Annotated in this window: 19 protein-coding genes; 11 read left to right on the top strand and 8 right to left on the bottom strand. The window is 66.1% G+C overall.

Translation table 11 applies throughout. The annotated features are described in order from the left end of the window. Nucleotides 1-32: 32 nt before the first annotated feature. The gene (locus tag AC5P9L_RS11555; RefSeq protein ID WP_180881196.1) at nucleotides 33-1,679 is read left to right on the top strand and encodes a fatty acid--CoA ligase; all 1,647 of its coding nucleotides are present in this window, start codon (nucleotides 33-35) and stop codon (nucleotides 1,677-1,679) included. A gap of 19 nt (nucleotides 1,680-1,698) precedes the next feature. Here AC5P9L_RS11555 and AC5P9L_RS11560 read toward each other — a convergent pair whose 3' ends face one another. From AC5P9L_RS11560 to AC5P9L_RS11575, 4 genes are all read right to left on the bottom strand, one after another. Beyond that, complete coding sequence (locus AC5P9L_RS11560) at nucleotides 1,699-2,298, bottom strand: NADPH-dependent FMN reductase (protein WP_065183560.1); 600 nt, start codon at nucleotides 2,296-2,298, stop codon at nucleotides 1,699-1,701. 164 nt (nucleotides 2,299-2,462) lie between these two features. Then, nucleotides 2,463-4,229 carry a wall associated protein gene (locus AC5P9L_RS11565; RefSeq protein WP_279915513.1) on the bottom strand — a complete coding sequence of 589 codons (1,767 nt, stop codon included), beginning with the start codon at nucleotides 4,227-4,229 and terminating at the stop codon, nucleotides 2,463-2,465. 117 nt (nucleotides 4,230-4,346) lie between these two features. Continuing rightward, nucleotides 4,347-5,090: a FadR/GntR family transcriptional regulator gene (locus AC5P9L_RS11570; RefSeq protein ID WP_005409753.1), complete on the bottom strand. Its 744-nt coding sequence runs from the start codon at nucleotides 5,088-5,090 to the stop codon at nucleotides 4,347-4,349. 102 nt (nucleotides 5,091-5,192) lie between these two features. Further along, entirely contained in the window at nucleotides 5,193-8,084 is a 2,892-nt protein-coding gene (locus AC5P9L_RS11575; protein ID WP_279915514.1) for a TonB-dependent receptor, read from the bottom strand. A 241-nt stretch (nucleotides 8,085-8,325) separates the two neighbouring features. Here AC5P9L_RS11575 and AC5P9L_RS11580 point away from each other — a divergent pair, with 241 nt between their 5' ends. The 7 genes from AC5P9L_RS11580 (at nucleotide 8,326) to AC5P9L_RS11610 (ending at nucleotide 17,313) form a co-directional block, all read left to right on the top strand. Continuing rightward, nucleotides 8,326-9,765 carry a polysaccharide lyase 6 family protein gene (locus AC5P9L_RS11580; protein WP_005413517.1) on the top strand — a complete coding sequence of 480 codons (1,440 nt, stop codon included), beginning with the start codon at nucleotides 8,326-8,328 and terminating at the stop codon, nucleotides 9,763-9,765. Next, entirely contained in the window at nucleotides 9,762-11,987 is a 2,226-nt protein-coding gene (locus tag AC5P9L_RS11585) for an oligoalginate lyase (protein ID WP_005413518.1), read from the top strand. The genes AC5P9L_RS11580 and AC5P9L_RS11585 overlap by 4 nt, the downstream gene beginning before the upstream one ends. Continuing rightward, a complete protein-coding gene (locus tag AC5P9L_RS11590; protein WP_279915515.1) occupies nucleotides 11,984-13,288 on the top strand; it encodes an MFS transporter in 1,305 nt (434 codons plus the stop codon). Before AC5P9L_RS11585 ends, AC5P9L_RS11590 begins: the two co-directional genes overlap by 4 nt. 42 nt (nucleotides 13,289-13,330) lie before the next feature. After that, a complete protein-coding gene (locus tag AC5P9L_RS11595) occupies nucleotides 13,331-14,083 on the top strand; it encodes an SDR family NAD(P)-dependent oxidoreductase (RefSeq protein WP_005409758.1) in 753 nt (250 codons plus the stop codon). A 21-nt stretch (nucleotides 14,084-14,104) separates the two neighbouring features. Next, nucleotides 14,105-15,292, top strand: a complete 1,188-nt coding sequence (locus AC5P9L_RS11600) for a GDSL-type esterase/lipase family protein (protein WP_197584216.1) — start codon at nucleotides 14,105-14,107, stop codon at nucleotides 15,290-15,292. Between the two features lie 10 nt (nucleotides 15,293-15,302). After that, nucleotides 15,303-16,322 (top strand): sugar kinase, encoded by a 1,020-nt coding sequence (locus tag AC5P9L_RS11605; protein WP_197584218.1) that lies wholly within the window; start codon nucleotides 15,303-15,305, stop codon nucleotides 16,320-16,322. 61 nt (nucleotides 16,323-16,383) lie between these two features. Further along, nucleotides 16,384-17,313 carry a DUF6708 domain-containing protein gene (locus AC5P9L_RS11610; RefSeq protein ID WP_024957202.1) on the top strand — a complete coding sequence of 310 codons (930 nt, stop codon included), beginning with the start codon at nucleotides 16,384-16,386 and terminating at the stop codon, nucleotides 17,311-17,313. Between the two features lie 58 nt (nucleotides 17,314-17,371). Here AC5P9L_RS11610 and AC5P9L_RS11615 read toward each other — a convergent pair whose 3' ends face one another. Together AC5P9L_RS11615 and AC5P9L_RS11620 are read right to left on the bottom strand one after the other, a co-directional pair. Beyond that, on the bottom strand, nucleotides 17,372-18,823 hold the full coding sequence (locus AC5P9L_RS11615) for a S41 family peptidase (protein ID WP_279915516.1): 1,452 nt from the start codon (nucleotides 18,821-18,823) through the stop codon (nucleotides 17,372-17,374). A gap of 87 nt (nucleotides 18,824-18,910) precedes the next feature. After that, entirely contained in the window at nucleotides 18,911-20,485 is a 1,575-nt protein-coding gene (locus AC5P9L_RS11620) for a S15 peptidase family protein (protein ID WP_180881193.1), read from the bottom strand. Between the two features lie 143 nt (nucleotides 20,486-20,628). On the opposite strand from AC5P9L_RS11620, the gene AC5P9L_RS11625 reads away from it, so the two are divergent. The 3 genes from AC5P9L_RS11625 (at nucleotide 20,629) to AC5P9L_RS11635 (ending at nucleotide 23,772) form a co-directional block, all read left to right on the top strand. Next, nucleotides 20,629-21,942 (top strand): adenine nucleotide alpha hydrolase family protein, encoded by a 1,314-nt coding sequence (locus AC5P9L_RS11625; protein WP_180881192.1) that lies wholly within the window; start codon nucleotides 20,629-20,631, stop codon nucleotides 21,940-21,942. A gap of 289 nt (nucleotides 21,943-22,231) precedes the next feature. Next, entirely contained in the window at nucleotides 22,232-22,972 is a 741-nt protein-coding gene (locus AC5P9L_RS11630; protein WP_099531350.1) for a DNA/RNA non-specific endonuclease, read from the top strand. 104 nt (nucleotides 22,973-23,076) lie between these two features. Next, on the top strand, nucleotides 23,077-23,772 hold the full coding sequence (locus AC5P9L_RS11635) for an HAD family hydrolase (RefSeq protein ID WP_279915517.1): 696 nt from the start codon (nucleotides 23,077-23,079) through the stop codon (nucleotides 23,770-23,772). A 6-nt stretch (nucleotides 23,773-23,778) separates the two neighbouring features. Here the strand turns inward: AC5P9L_RS11635 and AC5P9L_RS11640 are convergent, their stop codons facing one another. After that, nucleotides 23,779-24,009 carry a hypothetical protein gene (locus tag AC5P9L_RS11640; RefSeq protein ID WP_033834252.1) on the bottom strand — a complete coding sequence of 77 codons (231 nt, stop codon included), beginning with the start codon at nucleotides 24,007-24,009 and terminating at the stop codon, nucleotides 23,779-23,781. Further along, complete coding sequence (locus AC5P9L_RS11645) at nucleotides 24,006-24,431, bottom strand: VOC family protein (RefSeq protein WP_049450762.1); 426 nt, start codon at nucleotides 24,429-24,431, stop codon at nucleotides 24,006-24,008. The genes AC5P9L_RS11640 and AC5P9L_RS11645 overlap by 4 nt, the downstream gene beginning before the upstream one ends. Nucleotides 24,432-24,439 lie beyond the last annotated feature (8 nt).

Genomic DNA, 24,439 nt, shown 5'->3' on the forward strand with positions numbered 1-24,439 from the left:
GGCGACCGCAACGCCGCCCACGAGGAAATGCCATGTCATCCGCCCCCACTCCCGATGCCCATGCCTATCCACTGCTGATCAAGCAGCTGCTGCTGATGCCGCTGGCGGTGAGTCCTGAACAGGAAGTCGTCTATGGCGACAGGGTCCGATTCGATTACCGCACCCTGCAGGCGCGCATCGGCCAGCTGGCCGGCCTGTTGACCTCGTTGGGCGTCGGCCACGGCGACACGGTGGCGGTGATGGACTGGGACAGCAACCGCTACCTGGAGGCCTACTTCGCGGTTCCGATGATCGGTGCGGTGCTGATGATGGTGAATGTGCGCCTGGCCCCCGAGCAGATCGCGTACACGCTGAACCACAGCGGCGCGCGGGTGATCCTGGCCAACCGCGAGTTCCTGCCGCTGCTGGACGCCATCGACGAGCAGCTGCCGGACCTGCGCACGCGCATCCTGCTGGACGATGCCGGTGGCCCGCTGCCGCCTCGCTTCGCCACCGAGTACGAAGCGGGGTTGCGCGGTGCCACGCCGGTCGTCCGCTTCCCGGACTTCGACGAGAATGCCCGTGCCACGGTGTTCTACACCACCGGAACCACCGGATTGCCCAAGGGGGTCTATTTCAGCCACCGGCAGCTGGTGCTGCATTCGCTGGCGGCGATGGCCGCGCTCGGCGGCGCACCCCGCCAGGGCCGCCTGCATCGTGACGATGTCTACATGCCCATCACCCCGATGTTCCATGTGCACGCGTGGGGCCTACCCTACGTGGCTACCGCGATGGGCATCAGGCAGGTCTATCCGGGGCGCTACCTGCCTGCGAAACTGCTGGCGTTGATCGCCCGCGAAAAGGTGACCTTCTCGCACTGCGTGCCAACCATCCTGCACATGCTGCTGGAGCACCCGGACGCCGCGCAGACCGACCTGGAGGGCTGGAAGGTGATCATCGGCGGTGCCGCGCTGCCCCGTGCCCTGGCGCAGCGCGCACTGGCGCGGGGCATCGACATCTTCGGCGGCTATGGCATGTCCGAGACCTGCCCTCTGCTCACCATCGCCCAGATCGACGTGGACAGCGTGACCGATGCCGACGAGGTGCTGTCACTGCGCACCAAGGCCGGCATTCCGGTGCCGCTGGTGGACCTGCGCATCGTCGACCCGGACATGGGCGATGTCGCCCATGATGGCATCGCCACCGGTGAAGTGGTGGCGCGCGCCCCCTGGCTGACCCAGGGCTACCTGCACGATCCCGAGGCTTCGGCAACGCTGTGGGCGGGCGGCTACCTGCACACCGGCGACATCGGCAACATCGACGAAGCTGGCTACCTGCGTGTCACCGACCGCATCAAGGACGTGATCAAGACCGGGGGCGAATGGATCTCCTCGCTCGCGCTGGAAGACATCATCGCACTGCACCCGGCGGTCAGCGAGGTCGCGGTGATCGGTATCGCCGACACGAAATGGGGCGAGCGGCCATTGCCACTGGTGGTCAGGAAGCCGGGAAGCCATGTGGCCGAAGCGGAGATCATCGAACTGGTCGCGGCGCGCAGCCGTTCCGGAGACATCTCACGCTATGCGATCCCGGAGCGCGTGAGCTTCGTGGATGCAATCGAGCGGACCAGCGTGGGCAAGATCAACAAGAAGAAGCTGCGCGGGCTGCATGATCCGGTCCTTGGCACCGGCGGGCGATGACGGCCTCTGCCGGCACCGCTCAACCGCGCGACGCCCCACCCTGCAGCAGCTGGACCCAGCTCTGGAATCCCTCCAGGAAGCGCTGCAGGCGCTTGCGCGTCGCCGCGTCGAAATCTTCCGCGTCATCGTCGTAGGCGGCCGCTGCTTCGGCCACATAGAGCTGTGGCGAGGCCATGGTCAATGCGCCCATGGCGGTCAGTGTATGGCGCAGCTGCGACTGTGCCAGTTTGGTGCCCCAGCGGCCCGGCGTAGCGCCGATGATCGCCACCGGCTTGGCCGAAAGGACCGTGCGGTACTCGGCATCGTCGCGGGACAGCCAATCGAGCGTGTTCTTGAGTACGCCGGGCAGTGACTGGCTGTACTCCGGCGTGGCGATCAGCACGCCGTCAGCGGCCGCAATGGCCGCGCGCAGGCGCTTGACCCCGGCAGGGCCGGCCGGGTCGGCGGCTTCCAGGTCTTCGTCGAACAGCGGAATATCGGCAATGGTGTCATGCACGGTCAGCAGCAGGCCCGCAGGCGCGGCGCCTGCTGCTGCCCTGACCAGGCGCCGGTTGTAACTGTTGCTGCGCAGGCTGCCGGCAAACGCCAGGATGTTCAGCGGTGGAGGGTTGTCGGACATGCGGGATTCCTCGGATGCGTCGGTGCGGGGTCACGGGGCAGACACCGACAGCACGGGTGGGCCAGGGCCAGACTGGATCTGCAGAGGATCACGGTTCCGGCGGTGTAGTGCCTTCGTCCTTGCTGCTCCCTCTTCCAGGGCGAACAGGGCGCGGCGGGGCGATGCTACTGCACGGGCTGGCTGGCTTCAGTGATGGACACAGGTCGTGCCATGCTGTCGAACGTATTGACCTTCCAGATGTAGCGTACGCCATCCTGCTCGATGACCTTCTGCAACAACGGTATCTGCTTGGCTGCGATGATTCCGCTGGCACGCTGATATGCCGGTCGCCCGGCCAATGCCGGATAGCTGCCGGAAGCGTCAAGCTGATAGCTGAGGGTGGTGGCGCGGCCCGGCTGGACCGAGGAAAGCAGATAGCCTTCGTCCACATTGAATCGATTGCCAAAGGTGTGCCGGGTGGTGACGCCCTCTGCATCCTTGACGTCCACCCACTTCGTGGCCGGCGAATTCGCCTGGCACAGTTCCTTGCTGCCGTCGGCATAGCACCCGTTGGCCGGGCCGTAACTGTAGGCCCACGTATAAGGCTGGTCGATGCCCGGCCCGGTGACTGTCCTGGAAACCAGCGACCACGTGTAGTACCTGGCGGGCGTGTATTCGATCGAGTCGAGGAACCCGCTACCGGTGCTGTCGGGCATATTGCAGCCATAACGCGCCCACGAGCGGCCATGCAGCGTCGGCTCGAAGCGATACTTCGCCACTGCACCACTGGGATGGCGGATCGAACCGGAATGGCCGTAGGTCACCACACCCGGATTCCGGCAGAAACCCCGCTCTGCGGGAACGGCACCGGCACCCATGGTGCCTACGTTGAACCCCGTAGTCTGCCAGTAGGACTGGTCCGGGAAGGTGACCTTGTAGCCACCCACCACGGTACCGTAGGTCCACGTCCTCCCGCCCGCACGGACCGCGCTCACTTCGCTTGGCAGCGTGCTGGGCGATCCAGCCGTCCATTCGAGATCGACGGTGCGGCCATCGTTGGCTGCGATGCGCAGCAACTGCCGTGGATTTGCCGGATCCCACGTGTAGGTCACCGAATTTCCAAACCGGTCTCGGGCACTGGTCGGAAGAATATGGAACTCCTGCCGGAAAAGAACGAACTCGAACTCCGTAACCGAGCCGAAGTTTCCCCGCGAGTATCCCTTCTTGATCAATGGCGGTCCGCTACCAAGGCTGGCCATATGATTGAGCGTATAGGTGATACCGGCAGGCGTCGTGACTTCGAAGCCCTCACCCGCCCCGTCGTCCATGGCGACGCAGCGGATGACATTGCCGCTCTTGGTTCGCATCGGGTAGGCATGGCCTGTACTCGGCACGGGCCATTCGTTGCTTTGCGCGAGTAGATCCTCGTCACCGGTCTCTGGCAGGTAGAGCTGCGTTCCATGCCAGAACTCGTCGGAGTTGAAGTACTCGGTGAATGTCCCCGGCCCTGTCGGCGTCTGTGCCTTCACCGTGACGATCTCGGTTGGAGGCGGGGTGAACTTCGAACAGCGGTTGAGCGGCTCGGCCACCACGTAATTCTTCCATCCACCCTGAGTACTGAACGTCCCATGCACCCTGGGCAGGGCCAGGTCCCACACCCCGAACATGCCCAATCCCTGCCGGCCCTGCGCACCTGCCACCAAGCGCCGCTTGATGCCCACCTCCAGCGCACTGTTGCCCTGCAGGTCGACGTCGGTCTGCAGGAATTCCACCGAGCCGGTAAACAGCCCGATCCTTTCCCCGAACATGTCACCGGTATCCAACTGCAGAATCTGCCCGCGGGCATTCAGCGCCGCCGCGTAGTCCTCCATCACCGTCGAGCCGCGGTTGGCGCTCGACGCAGGCAGGGCCGTCATACACAGCAGCGCAGCTGCCGCGATCCTTGCGTACATGGTGTCCCCCTCGTCGACGAAGCAGAGCTTACTTCGCGCTCGTCGGCACCCGCAAGGATGATTCCCCGCACGTCACAGCGTCCTGACCCGCCCCGGCGGCCCTGGAAACGCCGTTACTCAGATACGCGTCGTGGCCATGAACCGTTCGCGGTCCTGCTGCGTGCGGCGGCGGATCTCCTCCAGCGCCTGGCTTTCGGTCGCCTGCAGCATGGCCTCGAACAGACGCTGGAAGTGATGGCGCATCGCATTGCGCGCGGCCACCGGATCGCGCGCGCGCAGGGCTTCGAAGATCGCCATGTGCTCGTCGGCACGGCTGGCGCCATCATCATGGCAGACCCGTGCATAGACCTCGGTTACCCGCGGCAGTTCGCTGCGCATGCGCCAGATCTGCTGCACGAAGAACTCCACCACCGGGTTACCGGAAAGCCGTGCGATGGCCAGGTGGAAACGGCGGTCGTACTCGCCGGCTTCCGCGTCGCTCAGGTCGCGACGGCACAGCGCTTCGGCCAGCGCCTGCAGCTCGGCAATGCCGGCATCATCCAGATTGCTTGCCGCCAGAGCGGCGGCCTCGGCCTCGAATACCGCGCGGGCAGCGGTGAGGTCGAAGGCGCTGACATCCGGCAGCCCGCCGGGCGCCTGCGTCGGGCGCGGCTTCACATGCACGCCCGAACCGATGCGGATCGCAATCCAGCCCTGTGCTTCCAGGGCGATCTCGGCTTCGCGGATGGTGACCCGGCTGACTCCGAACCGTTCGGCCAGTTCACGCTCGCCCGGCAGCCGCGAGCCCGGCGGAAATTCGCCGTCCTCGATCAGCTTGCGGAGCTTGGCAGCGATGGTCTGGTAAAGGCGGTTGGCGGACATGCGGCTGACCCTTGGCGATTCCTTCCCGGTCCCTGCCCTGCCACCGCGGCCGGCAAGGGTCCGGTTGGAGCGACGGCGCGACCACTGGCCGCGCCGCCCTGTTCAGAACTTGTATCGTACACCGAAATACGCACGCCGCCCGTAGGTCACCACTTCGCGGAAGTTCCCATAAAGCGGCTGGTAGGCCACGCGCGGCTCGTTGGTCAGGTTCATCAACTCCAGCGACAGCGACAACCGCTTGTTCACCCGGTAGCGCAGGCGCAGGTCCACGCTGGTGTTGTCATCGTAGTAGCGGTTCTGCTGTGCGGTGTTGCCGGTGAAGTCCTGGTAGTAGTGCGAGCGGAACTTGCCGATGGCCTGGATGTTGAAGCGCCCGACGTCCCAGTAGATCGAGCCGGACAGGACGTGCCGCGAGAAGCCGCTGAGGCCCGCCGGCGGCACGATCGCCGGAATGATCGTGCCGTCACTGGCCAGCTGCTCGCCCAGTCGCGAGTCCTGGGTCCGGTAGTCGGCATCGGCGTAGTTGTAACTGACCTTGAAGCCCAGTCCGTCGAACGGCTTGGGCAGGTACGACAGTCGATGGGTGGCGGTCAGCTCGAAGCCGGTCAGCGTGCTGTCCTCGTCGGTGGTTACCTGCTGGCGTACCGGCACGGTCACGCTCTGGCCGTCGATGGTGTAGGTCTCCGGCACCAGCGCAGTGGCGGTGCCGCCGTTGAACTGCTTCCAGTACACCGCGCCGGCCAGCATCGTGTCCGGGTTCGGGTACCACTCCAGTGACAGGTCGCCGTTCCAGGACATCAGCGGCTGCGCGGCGGGGTTGCCGCTGGCGCTGATGTCATCCAGCGCGTCGGCCAGATTGCCGTAGGTGGCATCACTGCTCACGTTGATGGTGCGCCCGGCACCCAGCGCGGCGATGTCCGGCCGTGACATCGCGCGGTATGCACCGACCCGCAGCAGCACGTCCGGGCGCAGTTCGAAGGCCGCGTTGAGGCTGGGCAGCAGCTTGTCGTTGCCCGCCTTGAACACCTGCGTGCTGTACGCACCGGTGGGTTGCAGGCGGATCGTGCCGTCACCATTGTCCTCGATACGCAGCCCGGTACGCACGCCTTCGGAGCGAACGTCGGTCTTGACCCAGCGCAGGCCGAGGTTGCCGGTCACCGGCAAGCCGAACAGGCTGCTGCTGAACTCCCCCATCAGATAGAGCGCGCGTGTCTTCTCGGTGATATCGACATTGTTCGGATCCTGGAAACCCGGATCCAACCCACTGTCGAGGCTGCCACGGAACGACTGGTACAGGCAGTTCGGATCGAAGTACGCCCACGAGGAGATCGTGTTGCCGCTGGCGGCATCCATGAAGTCATCCTGCGGGAACGGCGCGCGGCAGGCCCGGTTGGCGGCGATGATCTTCGCCTTGTCGGCCGCCACGCGCTGGTCGTAGTCGGTTACCAGGGTGTTGTCGCGCAGACGGTAGTCAGCCTGGCTGGCACGCACGCCACCCTTGATGCGGGTAAAGAAACCGGACTCGGGCATGAAGCTGGCATCGAAGCGGCCGGCCTTGATCCTGTGGTCGTTCTCCGTTGCGCTGGAGGTGACGCGCGCCGCGCCGGTGTAGGCGTCCCAGTTGTTGGGGTCGAAGTTCGGCGCCAGCGCGACACTGGGTACTTCGCCGTGCCAGTCCCAGTCATAGTCCACGTAGCCGGTGGCACCACTGCTGATGCCCGGCACGATGGCATTGTTGACGTCGCGCTGGTTGGCACGAAGGCGGGTCATGCGCTCGCTGTCGAGGCGATTGGTGTGCGAGTACGAAAGATCGGTGGACAGTTCCCAGGCCGGGGTCGGTCGCAGGATCAGGTTCAGGCCACCCCCGGTGTACTCCTCGCCACGCCAGTAGCGGTTTGAAGTGGAATCAATCGAGGTGCTGCCATGCAGGTGGCGCACGATGCCGTCCTCGTCCACCTCGCGCCGGGTGATGCCACGGCGGGCGTTGGACAGGCTCAGGTCGCTGCGGTTCTCGTACCAGTTGCGCTCGGTGTGTTCGAAGTCGAGGTTCACTTCAACCACGTCATTGGGCCGCCACTGCAATGCGGCGAACTCGCTCTGCCGGTCGTTGCGCTCCTGCTTGAGCCGGTAGATGCGGCTGCTTGGCACCAGGTAGTACGGCGCGCCGTTGGCGATGGCCTGCGCGGACACTTCATTGCAGTTGGCATTGCCCACGTTCTGCGTGCCATCGCAGGCATACCAGGTGGAACCGCTGGTGATGCTCTCTTCCGGGTCGGTGCCGTCCAGGCGCTGGAAGCCCAGCGAGATGCCCAGCTTCTGCCCGTTGCCGAACTCGAACTGGTCGATGTAGCTGGCGGTGCCGCGATAGCCGATGCCTTCGTCGTCGCGGTACTTCTTGTCATACTCGGCCCAGCTGCCGCGCAGGTCCAGCTGCGCCGCACGCTTGCCGTACTCCAGTGGGCGCACTGTTTCCAGGCCGATGGTGCCAGCCACGCCGCCTTCGATGATGTCGGCGCGCTGGGTCTTGTAGATGGCCACCGTATTGATCAGCTCGGCGGGGAACATGTTGAAGTTCACCGAGCGGTCGCCGCTGCCGTTGGTGATCTCGCGGCCATTGAAGTTGGTGCTGCTGAGGAAGGCGCCCAGGCCACGGATGGAGATTTCCGAGGCGCCGGTCTTGTCGCGGGTCGAAGCGGCGCCGGTCAGGGTCTCGATCGCATCGGCCAGCGAAGGCGCCGGCAAGTCGCCGATGTCATCGGCCGAGAGCACGTCGGCAATGACCGTGTCATCGCGCTTCCTGTTGATCGAACTCTGCATCGATTCGCGGATGCCGGTGACCTGCACCTGGTCCAGCGTGGTGGGATCCTGCCCTGCCGCGTCCTTGCCGGATTGCGCCTGGGCCGTGGGCAGCCCCGCCAGCACGGCGAGCAGCGCCACGATCAGGGGTGTGGGGGACAACGAGTTGCTGTGCACTGCTCCGGCGGGTCGCCGCATGGTTTCCTCCTCCCAAAGGATCGCCTGCATGCCAGGCGTGGGACGCAGCTTCGGCACGGCGACATGAAAATGTCAACCAATTGGTATGCGATTGTTCAAATGCCTTTGATCCATACCACTTGATCGCAATTTAATGTGCTCATGCAGCATGACTTTGCGCGAAAGCTGGCTTACAACAGACCCGAAAGTGGTATGCAGGCCCACCCTGAAACGACGGACCGGCCGTCCCTGGAAGGATTTCATGCGCATTCACTCGCTGGCGCGTCACCGATCCAATGATTCATGGCTGTTTTGCCTGACCACTGGTCTGGCAATGTGCCTGACCACTTCAGCAGCAAGTGCAGCCAGCTGGCTCGTCCACGATGTCGCGGAGTTCACTACCGCCGCCTCGGCGCTGCAGCCTGGCGATGAGATCGTGCTGGCTGACGGCACCTGGACCGATGCCCGGCTGCTGCTTAAGGGTCAGGGCACGGCAGCCGCACCGATCGTGCTGCGCGCGCAGACCGCCGGCAAGGTCGTCCTCAGCGGACGCTCGGACCTGCGCCTGGCCGGGAACTACCTGCAGGTGTCCAACCTGGTGTTCCGCAACGGCCATGCGCCGGGTGATGCGGTGGTGGCGTTCCGCGAGTCGAGCAAGGCAGTCGCCAGCAACAGCCGCGTCACCGGCCTGGTGATCGATGACTACACCAACCCGGATGCCAGCGACCAGGACTACTGGGTATCGCTGTATGGCAGCAACAACCGGTTGGATCACAGCCAGTTGCGCGGCAAGACCAACGCCGGGCCGACCGTGGTGGTCGTGCGCGATGCCACCCAGGGCCTGGACAACCAGCACCGTATCGACCACAACTGGTTCGGGCCGCGCCCGGCGCTGGGCGTCAACGGGGGCGAAACGATCCGCGTCGGCACCAGCGACAGCTCACTGAGCGATTCCAACAGCACGGTGGAGAACAACTGGTTCGAAGGCTGCGACGGCGAGACTGAGATCATCAGCAACAAGTCCGGCGGCAACACCTACCGCGGCAACGTGTTCTACCGTTCGGCCGGCGCGTTGACCCTGCGCCATGGCAACGGCAACCGGGTGATCGACAACGTCTTCCTCGGCGATGACAAGGCCGGCACCGGCGGCGTACGCATCATCAACGCCGACCAGACCGTCAGCAACAACTACTTCGAGCGGCTGGCCGGGTCCAGCAACCGCTCGGCACTGGCGGTGATGGATGCGCAGGCCAGTCCTCCGCTGTCCGGCTATGCGCCGGTGGTGAATGCCACGATCAATCGCAACACCTTCGTGGACGTGGCGAAGATCAGTTTCGGCGTCGGCCACGATGAAGCCAAAGGCATCGTGGTCGCCGCCAGCAGCAGCCGCTTCACCGGCAACCTGATCGTCAACCGCAGCAGCAGGAACCCGCCGAATGCCGCCAGTTCGCTGGCCGGCATCGACTTCAGCGGCAACGTGCAGTCGCCGGCAGCCAGCACCGTGTTCCCGGGTGGCGTAGAGGGCCGTGGCGTCAGCCTGCAGCAGGCTGCCAGCGGATTGTGGGTGGCCGCGCCTGCCCTGCCCGCCGTGGGCGCCGATCCTGCCCTGGCGATGACCGCGCGCGAGGCGACCGGCGTCGCCTGGTATCCCAAGGTGGGCGAAGTTGCCCTGTCACGCACCCGCAATGGAGTTGATCGATGAGGTTGCAGCCGCTGTTCGTCTCCCTGGCCTTGACCTGTCCCGTTGCCTTGATGCCGGCCCCGCTGCTGGCGGCTCCGGCCACCGTCGCGCGACAGGCCGAAGCCGCACCGGTGTTGGTCACCGCCGCACAGTGGCAGCAGATGGCCAGTGAAGGCAGCCGCTACCCGTGGTTCGCCAAGGAGCAGGCGCGCACCGAGGCAACGCTGAAGAAGATGATGAAGGCCGGTATCGACGTGCCGGTGCCCAGGGACAAAGGCGGCGGGCGCACGCATGAACAGCACAAGCGCAACTACCAGGCACTGTTGGCGGCGGGCACGCTGTACCGGTTGACCGGCGACAGGGCCTACGTGGACTACGCGCGCGACATGCTGCTGCAGTATGCCAAGCTGTACCCGACGCTCGGCCCGCACCCGGAAGGCAGGGGCCAGATTCCCGGCCGCGTGTTCTGGCAGGTGCTCAACGATTCGGTATGGCTGGTCAACGCCATCCAGGGCTATGACGCGATCCGTGACGTGCTGTCCGCCGAGGACCGCAACACCATCGAATCGAAGGTGTTCCGGCCGATGGCCGAGTTCCTCGTCAGCGAGCCGAAGAACTACGACCAGATCCATAACCACGCCACGTGGGCGGTGGCCGCCACCGGCATGACCGGCTACGTGCTGCGCGACCAGGAACTGGTGGAGAAGTCCCTGCGCGGCAGCCAGAAGGACGACAAGTTCGGCTTCCTGCGGCAGATCGACCTGCTGTTCTCGCCCGATGGCTACTACGAGGAAGGCCCCTACTACCAGCGCTATGCACTGGCGCCGTTCCTGCTGTTCGCCAACGCCATCGAACGCAATGAGCCGCAGCGGAAGATCTTCGCGCGTCGCGATGGCGTGCTGCTGAAGGCGGTGGATGTGCTGGTGCAGTCCAGCTATGGCGGCCTGTTCTTCCCGATCAACGATGCGATCCTGGACAAGGGCATCGACACCGAAGAGCTGGTGGCCGGCATCGGCATCGCCTATGCGCGCACCGGTGATGACCGCCTGCTGTCGGTGGCCGAGCAGCAGAAGCGCCTGCTGTTGTCACCCGAAGGCCTGCAGGTGGCGCAGGCACTGGCCGCCAACAAGGCCAAGCCCTTCGACTACCGCCCGATGCTGCTGCGCGACGGCCCCGACGGCGACCGCGGCGGCCTGGCGATCCTGCGCATGAACGGCGAACGCGGCCAGGCACTGGTGCAGAAGGACACGATGCAGGGCATGGGCCACGGCCACTTCGACAAGCTCAACTGGCTGTTCTACGACAACGGCAACCCGGTGGTGACCGATTACGGCGCCGCCCGCTTCCTCAACGTGGAAGCCAAGCGCGGTGGCATCTACCTGGCCGAGAACCGCAGCTGGGCCAAGCAGACCGTGGCCCACAACACCCTGGTGGTGGACGAGCAGAGCCACTTCAACGGCGACTGGAAGCGTGGCGAGGCGCATGCCCCGCAGGTGCGCTTCTTCCAGGCCGACGCCGATACCCAGATTGCCTCGGCAACGATGCGCGATGCCTATCCCGGCGTGGCGTTCACCCGCACCCAGGCGCTGCTGCGCCACCCGGACCTGGGCCTGCCGGTGGTGCTGGACCTGCTGCAGGTGCACGGCGACAAGGCCGCGCGCTACGACCTGCCGCTGCACTTCAACGGCCACATCGTCACCACCGGCTTCGAGGCCGAGCACTTCCCCAGCCAGCGCCCGGTGCTGGGGAAGGACAACGGCTACCAGCACCTGTGGCTTGATGCACGCAGCAAACCCGGCAGCGAGCCGCGGTCGCTGGCGTGGCTGCTGGACGGGCGCTTCTACACCTACCGCTTCGGCAGCAGTGCGCCGGCGCAGGCGCTGCTGGTGGAAAGCGGCGCGAACGATCCGGAATTCAACCTGCGCCGCGAGCCTGCCCTGCTGCAGCGCGTGGACGGCCACAAGGACGTCACCTTCTTCAGCGTGCTGGAGCCGCATGGCGAGTACAACGGCACCGCCGAGTACGTGCACGGCGCCGACAGCCGCATCAGGGAGATCGTGCGTACCCGCGGCAGCGATGCCGAGGTGATCGAGCTGCGCCTGGCCAGCGGTGCACGCATCGCCCTGGGCGTGGCCGACGACAGCAGCGCCAAGGGCGAGCACAGCGTGAGCGTGGACGGCCATGCCTACCGCTGGAGCGGCAGCCACGCACGCATGGACCGCAGCAAGGGTGACGGCAAATGAACGGCCCTGCGGTGGTGGCCAAGCTGCGCAAGATGCCGGTGCGTTCAGCCGTGCGCTGGCTGATCGTGGGCCTGATTGCCGTGGCCACGGTCATCAACTACATCGACCGCAACGCACTGGCGGTGATGTGGCCGGAAATCGCCAGGGAAGTGGGCGCGACCAAGGATGACTACGCCCTGCTGGTGACGGTGTTCATGCTGTTCTACGCCGCCGGCCAGTTCCTGTTCGGCCGCCTGTTCGACATGATCGGCACGCGCCTGGGTTTCGCCCTGTCGATCAGCGTGTGGTCGATCTCCATCGCCCTGCACTCGATCACCCATTCGATGCTGTCCTTCAGCCTGGTGCGGGCGATGCTCGGCATCAGCGAAGCAGGCGCGTGGCCGGGCGCGGTGAAGGCCAATGCCGAGTGGTTCCCGGCGCGCGAGCGCGCATTGGCGCAAGGCGTGTTCAACGCCGGCGCGTCGATCGGCGCGATCGTGTCCGCACCGGCCATCGCCGGCTTGTACCTGTGGCTGGGCTGGCGCGGCACCTTCGTGCTGGTCGGTGCAATCGGTTTCCTGTGGCTGCTGCCATGGCTGTTTGTCTACCGCGCCGGCCCGGACAAGCACCCGTGGGTGAGCGATGCCGAGCGCCGGCTGATCCAGGAAGACCAGGCCGGGCAACAGGCGGTGGTGGCGCCGAAGGCCAGCGTTCGTGAGCTGCTGGCCCACCGGCAGAGCTGGGGCATGCTCGCCTGCCGCTTCCTGCTGGACCCGATCTGGTGGCTGTTCGTGTCCTGGCTGCCGATCTACCTGGCTGAAACCTTCGGCTTCGACATCAAGCAGATCGGCCTGTTCGCCTGGGTTCCGTTTGTCGGCGCGATGCTGGGCAGCCTGAGTGGTGGCTGGTTGTCCGGGCGCCTGATACGCGCCGGGCACAGCGTGGACCGCGCCCGCAAGCTGTCCATAACGCTGGGCTGCGTGGTCATGGCTCCTGCCCTGCTGGGTGCCGTGCTGGCCAACCAGCCGCTGCTGGCGGTGCTGGCAATCGCTGCGGTGCTGTTCGGCTTCCAGGTGGCCATCGGCAACATCCAGACCCTGCCGGGCGACCTGTTCGACGGCCGCTCGGTGGGCACGCTGGCAGGCCTGGGTGGCCTGGCCGCCGTGGCCGGCACCTTGATCACCACCTGGCTGGTGCCGGTGCTGACCCGCCACTCCTATGCCCCGATCTTCATCCTCGTTGCCGCCCTGGCGCCGCTGTCGCTGGCCGCGCTGTGGTGGTGGACCGGCCCTATCCGGAAGCTCGACCGCCGCGGCGGTTGAGCCCACGTTTTTCATTCCCCCGCAAACCAAGGAGTTTTCCGCATGTCGTTCCAGGACAAGGTGGCCATTGTCACCGGCGGTGGCCGCGATATCGGTCGCGCCGTTTCGATCAAGCTGGCTGCCGCCGGTGCACGCGTCTGCATCAACTACGCCAATGACGAGGCCAGTGCCCAGGAAACGCTGGCACGGATCCAGGCGGCCGGTGGCCAGGCCATCGTGCATCGCGCCGACGTCACCGATGCCACGGCCGTCGCCGGCCTGGTCGCTGCGGCACAGGCCGCGTTCGGCGAGCGCATCGACCTGCTGGTGAACGTGGCCGGTGGCATGGTGCAGCGCCGGCCGCTGGCCGACATCGACCCGGTGTTCTTCCACACCGTGATGGACCTGAACCTGACCTCGACCTACCTCACCACCCACGCGGTGGTGCCGCACATGCGCGAAGGCGCGGCCATCGTCAACTTCGCCTCGCAGGCAGGTCGTGATGGCGGCGGCCCGGGCGCATCGATCTACGCCACCGCCAAGGCGGCGGTGATGACCTTCACCCGCGCCATGGCCAAGGAGCTGGGGCCGAAGGGTATCCGGGTGAACGCGCTGTGCTGCGGCATGATCGCCACCCGCTTCCACGATGAATTCACCAAGCCGGAAGTACGCACGGCCGTTGCCGGCGCCACCCCGTTGCGCCGCCAGGGCGCGCCGGACGAAGCCGCCGACGCTGCGGTGTTCCTGGCCTCGGATGCGGCGGCGTTCATCACCGGCGCGAATCTGGACGTCAACGGCGGCACCTACTTCTCCTGACACCTGACCGGACTCCTGCCCATGCAGCGCTGGACACTTCTGTTTTCATTGACGCTCTGCTCCGCCATGACGGCGCCCGCTGCGTGGGCCGCACCCGTGTGGGTCACTGCCTGGACGGCCGCGCCCGCGCCCGACCGCAAGGACGGAACGTCCGATGCGCCGCTACAGTTCGCCGCACAGACCGTGCGCCAGGACATGCGTATCGGCAGCCGTGGCGATGCGCTGCGGCTGCGCATCAGCAACGAGCTCGGCACGGCGCCCTTGCGGGTCGAGGACCTGCGTGTGGGAGTGAAGAACGGCAAGGCCGCACCGCTGCGGGTAACGGTGGATGGCCGCGCGGTCATCGAGGTGCCGGTCGGAGCCGCGCTGCTGAGCGACCCGGTGCGGATGCCGGTGGCGGCGCTGCAGGAGATCAGCGTGAGTGCCTATTTCCCGCAGCCCACCCGCCCCGCCGTGCGCCGCACCGAGCTGCGGGTCGCAGATGGCAGGCAGACAGCCGTCGCCGACAGCGTGCGGCTGAGCTACCAGCAGAACGTGTTCTCGGCAGTGATGGTGCAGCGTGATGATCGTCCCCAGGTAATCGTGGCGCTGGGCGATTCCATCACGGAAGGCGCCACCGCACGCCGCGGCACCTTCAACCAGTGGCCGGAGCGGTTGGCGCAGCGCCTGCAGCAGGCCTGCCCGAACCGGTTCGTGGTGCTCAACCAGGGCATCAGCGGCAACAAGCTGCTTGACCATGGCCGCAGCCACAGTGCGCTGTCACGATTGGATCGCGATGTGATCGCGGTGGCCGACGCCGATCAGGTGATCCTGTTCGAAGGCATCAATGACATCCGCCACGGCGGTGGCGCGCAGCCGCTGCCTGGACGCAATGCGGCGGACATGCTGCTGGGCTATCAACAGGTTGCGGCGCGGCTGCATGCGCACGGCATCCGCGCCTGGCTGGGTACGTTGACCCCGTTCGGCGGTTCCGAGCGCTACGAGCCCGTGTCCGCCGCCACCCGCACCACGATCAACCAGTGGGCACGCGGCGGCAACAGCGGCTTCGACGGCATCATCGATTTCGATGCCGCGCTGCGTGACCCGAAGGCAGCCGAATCGCTGCCCAACGAGATCACCCGCGACCATCTGCATCCCAACGACGAAGGCTACCGGCGCATGGCCGATGCCATCGATCTGCGCATGCTGGGCTGCACTACCCCCGAGTGAGAGAGAACCGATGAGCCACGTCGTTTGTTTCGGTGAGTTGCTGCTGCGCCTGGGCGCACCCGGTCGTGAACTACTGCTGCAGACGCCGCAGCTGCAGGTCCATGTGGGAGGCGCCGAGGCCAATGTGGCGGTCTCGCTGACCAGCCTGGGCCACGATGTGCAGATGGTCAGCACGGTACCCGGTAACGCGCTGGGCCGGCATGCTGTGGCCGAGCTGCGGCGGCATGGCGTGGGCGTGGGCGCCGTGCGTGAAGTGGAGGGTGACCGCATGGGCCTGTACTTCCTGGCGACCGGGGCGGTGCAGCGCGCCAGTGAAGTGGTGTATGACCGGGCCGGCTCTGCATTCGCAAACAGCAATGCCAGTGACCATGCGTGGCCCGCCCTGCTGTCCGGCGCGCACCTGCTGCATGTCTCGGGCGTCAGTCCGGCGCTGGGCGCCAACGTGGCCGAGTCGGTGCTGGGTGCCGTGCGTACGGCTCGCGCGGCCGGTGTCCAGGTGTCCTTCGACGGCAATTATCGTCCCTCACTGTGGCGACGCTGGGATGGCGACGCAGCGGCGATCCTGCGCGAGGTCTTCGCCGAGGCCGACATTGTCTTTGCCGATCATCGGGACATCGAACTGGTGCTGGGGCTGCACTTCGCGCAGGACGATGCGATCGCCCGAACCGAGGCCGCTGCGGCCGCTGCCTTTGCCGCGTTCCCGCACCTGCGGTGGCTGTCCTGCACCCAGCGCGAGGTGATCAGCGCCGACCATCACGTGCTCGGTGCGCTGCTGCTGGGACGCGATGGAACCCGCGCGCAGGCTGCTCCGAGGCCGCTGCCCGGCATCGTTGATCGCATCGGCGGTGGCGATGCCTTTGCCGCCGGCATCCTGCACGGATTGCTGTCCGGTCTGGACGCAGAAAGCACCGTCCGCTTCGGACTGGCCGCGGGCGCGTTGAAGCACGCCATTCCCGGCGACTTCAGCCCTGCCCGCGAAGCTGAAGTCCGGGCACTGATGGAGAGCCACCCGTTCGACGTTCGTCGCTGATCTCCCCCCGGGAGAATCCCGCTAGAATCCAACGGGCGCTGGAATCGCGCAGGAATCGCCCATGGATTACACCGGATACACGCGCAAGTTTCCCAACAACCGCCCACTGAATGCGTTTGATCGCGAGCACCGCCTGCTGCAGAAGAAGCGGCTGGATGTCGTGCCGTTGGCGCAGCTGTGCGTGGTGAAGATGAATTCGAACGGCCTGGTTTCGGTGGATCGCTGGTTCGCCGCGCGTGGCTTTGCAGCCCTGCTGGGCGCGATCGGCATTGCCTTCGGGCTGGGCGGCATGCTAATGCTGCTCTGGTTGCTGATCGTGAACAGGCTGCCCAACGAAAACGGCCTGTGGGAGGCGATATTCATCGGCATGGCGATGCTGGCCGCCTTCACTGCAGCGAGCATCTGGGTGGCTTGCCTCGAGCTGTTCCGCTGGACCTACTATCCGATCGCACTCGATCGCAAGCACCGGCAGATACACGTGTTCCGGCTGGATGGCACCACCCTCAGCGTGCCCTGGGACCAGGTCTATTTCACGCTTGGCCGCGGAACCGGAACCTTCGGATGGTACAACTGGGATGTCCGCGGACTGATCCTGGACGCGGATGGCGTCACAGTACGGGAGACGTTCGCGTTCTGCATCGCGACCTCTCGCATCGAGAACGCACATGCCCACTGGGAGTTCCTGCGGCGCTACATGGAAGAAGGACCGGCAGCCGTCGTGGACGCGGTGCACTACTGCATGCCGCTGGACGGCAAGCACGAGAGCTTCGCGTCCGGCAAGGAGCGCATCTTCGCCGAAGACGCGCAGCTCCCGGGTTTCATGTGGCTCACGATGCTGCCACTCAACTACCTGCACACGATCATGCGCTGGGTGGTGATGCAGACCAGCAGGATTCCGCGGTTTCCACCGGACATCGAGGCGCGCTTGACACCGGACGCTGGTGATCCCTGTGTCCGCGACGCTTCGATGAATCCACCGGACCTGCGCTGACCCAGCGTTGCGTCCGGCAACAGCACGTGGGAATCCCGCGTCACGGGCAAGCGCGTCCTCATAGCGCCAGCAGCCACGCTTCCAGTGCGCGTGTGTCCCGCATGTCGCCGTCATAGCGACGATCCGGAACATGCGGTTCATTGGAACCGCGCACCCGGCCTCGGAAAACCTTCATCGGTACGGAAATCCTGGCCAGGCCGCTCGGCAGCCGCTCCGGCCTGACATCCATGTAGAGGCTGTCGGCCGAAGTCTCGACGCCGACCTGCATCGCGCCCAGCCGTTTCCACAGATCCAGTGCATCGAGGCAGGCCGAGCCGCAGGAGGCATCGGCCACGATCACCACCCTGCCCGTGTGTCCGGATCCGGCCTGCTCTACCTGCGATACCGCGGCGGCCGGATCATTGGCCGGTTCCCGCCAAAATGGCTGGCCTTGCTCTCTTGCCTGCGCCATCCCTTCGGTCACGGACTGCAGCATGTGTAGCAACGCCGGTGATGCGTCAGGTGCCTGCTTCAGTTTCTCCAGAAAGCCACGCAGCTGTGCGATGTTGGGCTCGGACGCCCGCCACTCCACCCAGCTGTCGTCACGCACTGCGTCCACGGCCTCGCGCCCCCAGATCAACCGCGCCAGCTCGATGCTCCAGTGCGACGCACCACCGCTGTTACCGCGCACATCGAGCACAACCCATGGCGCCTGCCGCAACGCATCAGCCACCGGGGTGAGTTGCTGCAGCATCCGGGTCAGCTCCTTGAAATTGGCCGCAGTGGGATCGGCATTGAAGCTGCTTGTGGTGATCCAGTAGCCGCCATTGGGCATCGTGTGCCAGCCATTGGCCGGTCGGAAGCTGCGCCGGGTGTCGGCCAGCCGCTCCTTGCGCTGTGCGGCCTGCAGCGGCTGCCACTGCAGTGCATAGGATTTCTCGCGTCCGTCCACCAGGAAAACGCAGGTGCGCAGTGCCGGCACGTAAGGATTGCCCTGCTCCAGCAATACCTCACCGCCGCCGTGGATGCGGCTCGCCTGCAGGTTCCAGCGCCCGCTGAAGTCCCCGATCCTGCGCGCAGCCAGCGTCTGTGCATCGATGCCATCACAGGACAGCAATCGTGCTCCAAGTGGCGGATAGCCTGGGCCACCGTCCACGGTCACGACCACCTGCGTGTCGCCATCGAAGCCGGTCAGGAAGCCGGGCCACCGCGTTGGCAGCTCGGGAGCCCCGGCAAGCGCATTGAGGCTGACATGACCATCGTTGAAAGAGGCTGCATAGCCCTTCATGGCCCACCAGTAGCCCGCGAAACTCTTCGCCTTTCCAACGCGGGAGCGTGCCAGTGCCAGGGCAGCGTCCAGCTGGGCGCCGAATCCGGGGTTCTGCCGATCAACGGCCCCGGGATGGCTGCCGCGCATCGCCGCATCGGCAGCCTCCAGATCCTTCTGCAGCGTACTCGGCCAGTCGATCGGCGCGTCCTGCGTGGCAGGTGCAGCCAGCACTGCACCCAGCAACAGCCATGCAATGGCCATGGATTCATCCCTCTACCGGACCGACCTGCAGTCTCGCAGCTTTCCGCGCTGGCGTACCGTGCCCGCCGCAACGGGCACGGCGCCACATCAATGCAGCGGCACCTTCAATACCGACGGCGCGTTCGCCGGTGAACTGAAGCTCACCGTGCCACCCAACTGGCTGATGCCCGCATAGCGCAGATCCACGGTATCAACCACCAGGGTCAGGCGGCTGCCGGCTGGAAGGTTCCAGCTGCTCGCTTCCAGCCGCAGGTCGAGCGTCTTCGGCTGGCCCGGCGTGGCACCGCGCAGCGTGTACGGCTTGTGGCTGATCAGCTGGCCGTTGCCCAGCACATCCTCGGCGTACAGGTAGGCATACAGCGTGGTATTGGCGCGGCTGGGCGTGACCGTCAGGCGCACTTCCGGCGTACCGTCCAGCCGTTTGGCGCTCCACTGGATCGGCCCCTGCCAGACGCCGGCAGCACTGCGGCCAACAAACGGCACGTAGGCACCCGGCGGCAGATTGATCATCTGCAGCGCGCCGGAGGCCATCGCCACGCCGGAACTGGCTGCGGTCAGCAGCCCGCTGCCGATGCGATAGTTCCAGCCAGTATTGCTGCCATTCTCGACCAGGCCACCGGTCGGCAGCAGCAGGCCAGAGGGTGCGGTCAGGCCGTAGCTGACCGCACCCTTGCTGGTCGCCTGCCAGTCCGGGTAACTGCTCCAGCTGCCCTTCTGTGACTTCAGCTGCACCGCCGGCTGGCGGTCGATGCCGTTGGCCGCCGCCTTCAGATAGTGATCGAACCAGTCGCCCACCTGGTCATAGACTTCATTGGGGATGCCCAGTGCACCGAACGCTTCGTTGAGCGCGTGGTCGCCGTGGCGCAGCTGCAGCTGCTTCGGGCCCTTCAGCCGGTTGAAGAAGTCAACCAGCTGGCCCGGCGGGAACAGGCTGTCGTTGAAGGCGTTGGCCAGGAACACCGCCGGCTGGTTGGCGTTGATCTCGTCGATGCTGGCCGCAGGACTGCGTTGCGCCGCCACCGGTAGCAGCGAATCCACCGCGCCCTGGTAGTTGCCGACCAGCACATTGCGGTTGATCGTGGCCAGCTCCGAGCCGGCACGTCCGGTCACCAGCCCGGCCGCCACCAGCAGGGCGATGCCCTGCGCGCTCGGGGTATCGTTGCTGTACAGCGAGGCCTGCAGATCGGCCCAGCCACTGAGCGCTGCCACGGCCTTGATGCGCGGATCGCGTGCCGCCGCCAGCAGGCTGGTGCCCGCACCGTAGGAGATGCCCGAAACGCCGATCCGGGCCGGGTCGGCGCGGGTGTTGTCCAGCGCCCAATCGATCAGGGCGCTGACATCTTCGACCGTGGCTGGGCCGGCGATGTCGATGCTGCCGCCGGATTCCCAGAAGCCACGCGAGCTGTAGCTGATCACCACATAGCCGCGCCGAGCCAGCGACTGCGCCACCCCCACGTACTCCACGCTGGGCACCGCCCAGCTGCTGGGCATCACCAGCAGCGGATAGCGCCCGCTGCCCGCGTCCTGCGGTTCGATGACGAAGGCCCCGAGAGGCGTTCCATCCCAGCCGGGAATGGTGCGGTGGGTGGTCTTGACCGTGGCGGCCCAGGCGGTCGGCGCCAGGCCGGTCAGCAGGATCAACAGCAGCAATACCTTGCGCATCGTCGTCTCTCCCCGTCGGTGGTGGTGCAACGGGTTGGACCGTACCAGTGCGAATGGTGGGTGGCACCTTGCGACGCAGCATGACGTTTGCTGCGTTGCCGGCCCGTGGGATCGATGCTATTAGAGCTCGGTCTCAAGGATGAATGGACGTCATGGGGTCACGCTTCCTGCTGCTTGCTGTACTGGCGCTATGTGCGCAACCAACCGTGATGGCCAACGAACGGGAGCTCTCCGACGCGGCGGCCCGGGAGGTCTTCCTGCACGCAGAACAACTCTGCAACGGAGACCAGGGCCGACTGTGGGGGCACTCCCTGTGCGGGCCGATGATGCTGGTTGATCCAGGGAGCCGTCAGGTCATCGCCTCGCACGCAGACGTACAGGGGGCGCTGAAGGCAAGCGGTAACGTGTTCGCAGGCCAGCTTCCGGCCGATGCGATCGTCGCCAATACCGCCGTGGACTGGTCCGGCACACGCTGGACGCAGCTGCTCTGGCCATTGCCGCAGGACGCGTCCCGGCGCAGTACCCTGCTGGCTCACGAAATGTTCCATCGCCTGCAACCGGCGTTGCCCATCATCGCGCCGACCGAGGGCGGAAACGAACACCTCGACACGCTTGAAGGACGCTACTGGCTGCAACTGGAATGGCGCGCACTGGCGGATGCGCTTGCGGCCACCGATGCAGTGGCGCAGCACACTGCGATGATGGATGCGCTTGCATTCCGCGCCGAACGCCACCACCAGTTCCCTGCGGCCGCGCAGGACGAAGCCGCGCTGGAATTGAACGAGGGCCTGGCTGAATACACCGGCGTGGTCGTCGGCAACCCGTCACCCGCGACACGCGTCCAGGCGGCGCTGCATGACCTCCGGGCGCACGTTGCTGATCGCAGCTTCGTCCGCTCTTTCGCCTACGCCACCGGCCCGGCCTATGGCCTGCTGCTGGACCAGGCGGCCCCCGGTTGGCGCAGCGATCTCGCCCACCACGCCCGGGATCTCGGCACGCGCCTGGCCGAAGCGACCGGTGCACCTCCACAGACGGACGTTACCGCACTGCGGGCAGCTGCCACGCGCTACGACGGGCCAGCACTGCGCGAAGCTGAAACGCTGCGCGAACAGCAGCGCCTGGCGCAGCTGGAACACAATCGTGCGCGCTTCGTGACAGGCCCGGTCGTGCGCCTGGACCTGCGCAGCATGCGCATCCAGTTCAACCCCAACACGATGCAGCCGTTGCCTGGCCGTGGCACGGTATATCCAACGATGCGGCTGACCGACGTCTGGGGCAGCCTGGAAGTCACCGACGGTGCGTTGATGCAGAGCGACTGGAAGGCGGTGTTCGTGCAGGCGCCCGCAAATACTGAGCCGCCGCTGCAGGGGCCGGGATGGTCGCTGGACCTGAAGCCGGAGTGGTCGCTGGTGCCGGGAACACGCAATGGCGACTACGTGTTGAAGGCGAACCCCTGACGACCGCTGCAGGCGTCGCGATGCCCTAGCACGCCTGGGTTTCAGTCACGCCCTGCTCCATCTGACACATCTCCAGTGCTTGCGCGCTGTCACAGCTTGGTCTTTTCGTCGTTGACCGAAAGACGACAGCTTGTGACGCTTACGACACCGCACGGCCCCCACGGCCCTGTCATCGCGGTCACGTCCTACCGCAATCCGTAGCACCCGTCCCCGCAACGCCCTCCCATGACTTCGCCCCGGCCTGGTCGTGGCGGACGGCTGCGCCCTGAACTTCTGCTGGAGAACCGCAATGCGCCTTGCAAGCTTCTTCTTCGCGTTCGTCCTCAGTGCCTTCGCCGGCGCTGCCCAGGCCCAGGTCGTCACCCTCAACAAGGGCGGCTTCGTGCTCACCTACGACTGCAGCATCCACAGCGCCACCCGCTACGAATACACCCTGACCGCAGACACCGGCTCGGCCGCGCGCCCGTCCAGCTTCTACAAGGATCCGGACCTGCCGGCAGGCTGCCTCGGCCAGACCAGCACCGCTTCCTACGCCAGCATCAAGTCCGGCTATGACCGCGGCCATCTGGTGACGTCCAACCACATGGACTACAACGCGACCTACATCCGCCGCGCCAACTACATGACCAACATCGTTCCGCAGGTGTCCAGCTTCAACCAGGGCATCTGGGTGAAGGCCGAGAACGTGGCCGAGTGCTACCGCGACATCGCGCCGGTGGATGTCTATGGTGGCGTGGTCTACGGCGACGTCTCCAACGACTACTTCCTTTCCAGCCACGGCATCCCGACGCCGGAGTTCTTCTGGAAGACCATCATCACCCGTGACCCGAACACCGGCACCGCCAAGGCGATCAGCTGGATCATTCCCAACGAAGCCAATCTCGGAAGCCTCGACAGCTACCTGGTGACCATCGCCGATCTGGAGGAGCTGCTGGGTGCGAGCTACGTGGCGATCAACGCACCGGCCTCGTTGAAGAACATGCTGCCGGCCAGCACCTGGCCGCAGCCGGCGGGTTGTGACCTGGGCTGACCGGCCGGCCGGGAATGGGTGGCACCCAGTCCGGGTGCCACACAGGGATGGCTGTGGGAAAATGGCGGGCAATTGCACCACCGCATTGCCCCCTGGAGCTGTAGATGTGCCGTTTCCCCTTCGACGCCGTGCTGTTCGACTGCGACGGCGTACTCGTCGATTCCGAGCCGCTGGTCGCCCGCGTTCTCTCGGAAATGCTGACCGCACGCGGCTGGCCGCTGACCCCGGCGCAGGCGGGTGAAGTCTTCCTCGGCCAGTCCGTGGCCCATCTGGCAGGGCTGATCGCAGAGCGCACCGGCAAGCCGTTCACCGAGGAATGGCTGGAGGAGTTCCGCCATCAGCGCAACCGGGCACTGGAACGTGACCTTGAAGCGATCCAGGGTGCACCCGAGGCCGTGCGTGCGATCGCTGCGGCCACCGGCGGGCGGATCGCCTGCGCTTCCGGTGCCGACCTGCACAAGGTGAAGCTGCAGCTGGGCAAGGTCGGCATCCTTGATGCCTTCGGTGCCCATGTGTTCAGTGGCCAGGACATGCCGCGCACCAAGCCGCACCCGGACGTGTACCTGGCTGCTGCCGCAGCACTGGGCGTGGACCCGACGCGCTGTGCAGTGATCGAGGACACCGTCACCGGCGCCACTGCGGGCGTTGCCGCAGGCGCCACCGTGTTCGGCTTCAGTGAGGGTGGCCCGCACCACAGTACACCCGAAGCCCTGCGCGCAGTCGGTGCAAAGGTGATTTTCCAGCGCATGGACCAGCTGCCGGACCTGCTTGCCGCCTACGCGGTGGACGCCGTCGCCTGACCCTGCTCAGCCCGCAGTGCCCAGTGCGGCGCTGCGGCGCTTTCCGGCGTAGTGCAGCGCGAACAGGTACAGGCCAGTGAACAGTTGCAGGAACAGCGGCGGCAGCGGCGAATAGGTGATCCACGCTGCAGGTTCGCCCTGCCCCAGCCCGCGAACGGCGAAGTTGGCGATCACCGCCAGGGTGAATACGATCGAGGTCCAACGATGCACGGGCCGTGCCCAGCCACCGCGGCTCATTGCCGGCGCCTCGCTTCGGAACGGGCTTCGATCATCTTCCAGCCATTGCCTGACGGGTCACGGAAACCGGCGTCGACGGCGCCATAGCGCTCGATCGGCTCCTGGGTGAATTCCACGCCCTGTGCCAGCCATTGCGTGTAGCGCGCCTGGCAGTCATCCACGGCCAGCACCAGCGGCGGCATTGCGCCCTTGGCCACCAGCTGCTGCAGCGAAAGCGCGGTAGCGGCGTCGTGGGTGGGCGGGCCTGGCACGAACAGGCCCAGCTGGAAACCGTCCTGGCCCGGGCTGCGTACCGTCAGCCATCGGTAGCTGCCATTGCGTACGTCGGTATGCACTTCGAAGCCGAGCTTGCCGACGTAGAACGCCAGCGCCTCATCCTGGTCGCGCACATACAGGCCGACCGTGTTCACAGTGTTCGTCATGGGACCTC

The organism is Stenotrophomonas sp. YJH_SMC_64, assembly GCF_059371375.1.

Bases quoted from the DNA above. Each gene is read 5' to 3' on its own strand.
- AC5P9L_RS11645 (WP_049450762.1), bottom strand. From the start codon at position 24,431: ATGACGAACACTGTGAACACGGTCGGCCTGTATGTGCGCGACCAGGAT.
- AC5P9L_RS11580 (WP_005413517.1), top strand. From the start codon at position 8,326: ATGCGCATTCACTCGCTGGCGCGTCACCGATCCAATGATTCATGGCTG.
- AC5P9L_RS11585 (WP_005413518.1), top strand. From the start codon at position 9,762: ATGAGGTTGCAGCCGCTGTTCGTCTCCCTGGCCTTGACCTGTCCCGTT.
- AC5P9L_RS11590 (WP_279915515.1), top strand. From the start codon at position 11,984: ATGAACGGCCCTGCGGTGGTGGCCAAGCTGCGCAAGATGCCGGTGCGT.
- AC5P9L_RS11560 (WP_065183560.1), bottom strand. From the start codon at position 2,298: ATGTCCGACAACCCTCCACCGCTGAACATCCTGGCGTTTGCCGGCAGC.
- AC5P9L_RS11600 (WP_197584216.1), top strand. From the start codon at position 14,105: ATGCAGCGCTGGACACTTCTGTTTTCATTGACGCTCTGCTCCGCCATG.
- AC5P9L_RS11630 (WP_099531350.1), top strand. From the start codon at position 22,232: ATGCGCCTTGCAAGCTTCTTCTTCGCGTTCGTCCTCAGTGCCTTCGCC.
- AC5P9L_RS11555 (WP_180881196.1), top strand. From the start codon at position 33: ATGTCATCCGCCCCCACTCCCGATGCCCATGCCTATCCACTGCTGATC.
- AC5P9L_RS11570 (WP_005409753.1), bottom strand. From the start codon at position 5,090: ATGTCCGCCAACCGCCTTTACCAGACCATCGCTGCCAAGCTCCGCAAG.
- AC5P9L_RS11565 (WP_279915513.1), bottom strand. From the start codon at position 4,229: ATGTACGCAAGGATCGCGGCAGCTGCGCTGCTGTGTATGACGGCCCTG.
- AC5P9L_RS11625 (WP_180881192.1), top strand. From the start codon at position 20,629: ATGGACGTCATGGGGTCACGCTTCCTGCTGCTTGCTGTACTGGCGCTA.
- AC5P9L_RS11610 (WP_024957202.1), top strand. From the start codon at position 16,384: ATGGATTACACCGGATACACGCGCAAGTTTCCCAACAACCGCCCACTG.
- AC5P9L_RS11575 (WP_279915514.1), bottom strand. From the start codon at position 8,084: ATGCGGCGACCCGCCGGAGCAGTGCACAGCAACTCGTTGTCCCCCACA.
- AC5P9L_RS11605 (WP_197584218.1), top strand. From the start codon at position 15,303: ATGAGCCACGTCGTTTGTTTCGGTGAGTTGCTGCTGCGCCTGGGCGCA.
- AC5P9L_RS11620 (WP_180881193.1), bottom strand. From the start codon at position 20,485: ATGCGCAAGGTATTGCTGCTGTTGATCCTGCTGACCGGCCTGGCGCCG.
- AC5P9L_RS11635 (WP_279915517.1), top strand. From the start codon at position 23,077: ATGTGCCGTTTCCCCTTCGACGCCGTGCTGTTCGACTGCGACGGCGTA.
- AC5P9L_RS11595 (WP_005409758.1), top strand. From the start codon at position 13,331: ATGTCGTTCCAGGACAAGGTGGCCATTGTCACCGGCGGTGGCCGCGAT.
- AC5P9L_RS11640 (WP_033834252.1), bottom strand. From the start codon at position 24,009: ATGAGCCGCGGTGGCTGGGCACGGCCCGTGCATCGTTGGACCTCGATC.
- AC5P9L_RS11615 (WP_279915516.1), bottom strand. From the start codon at position 18,823: ATGGCCATTGCATGGCTGTTGCTGGGTGCAGTGCTGGCTGCACCTGCC.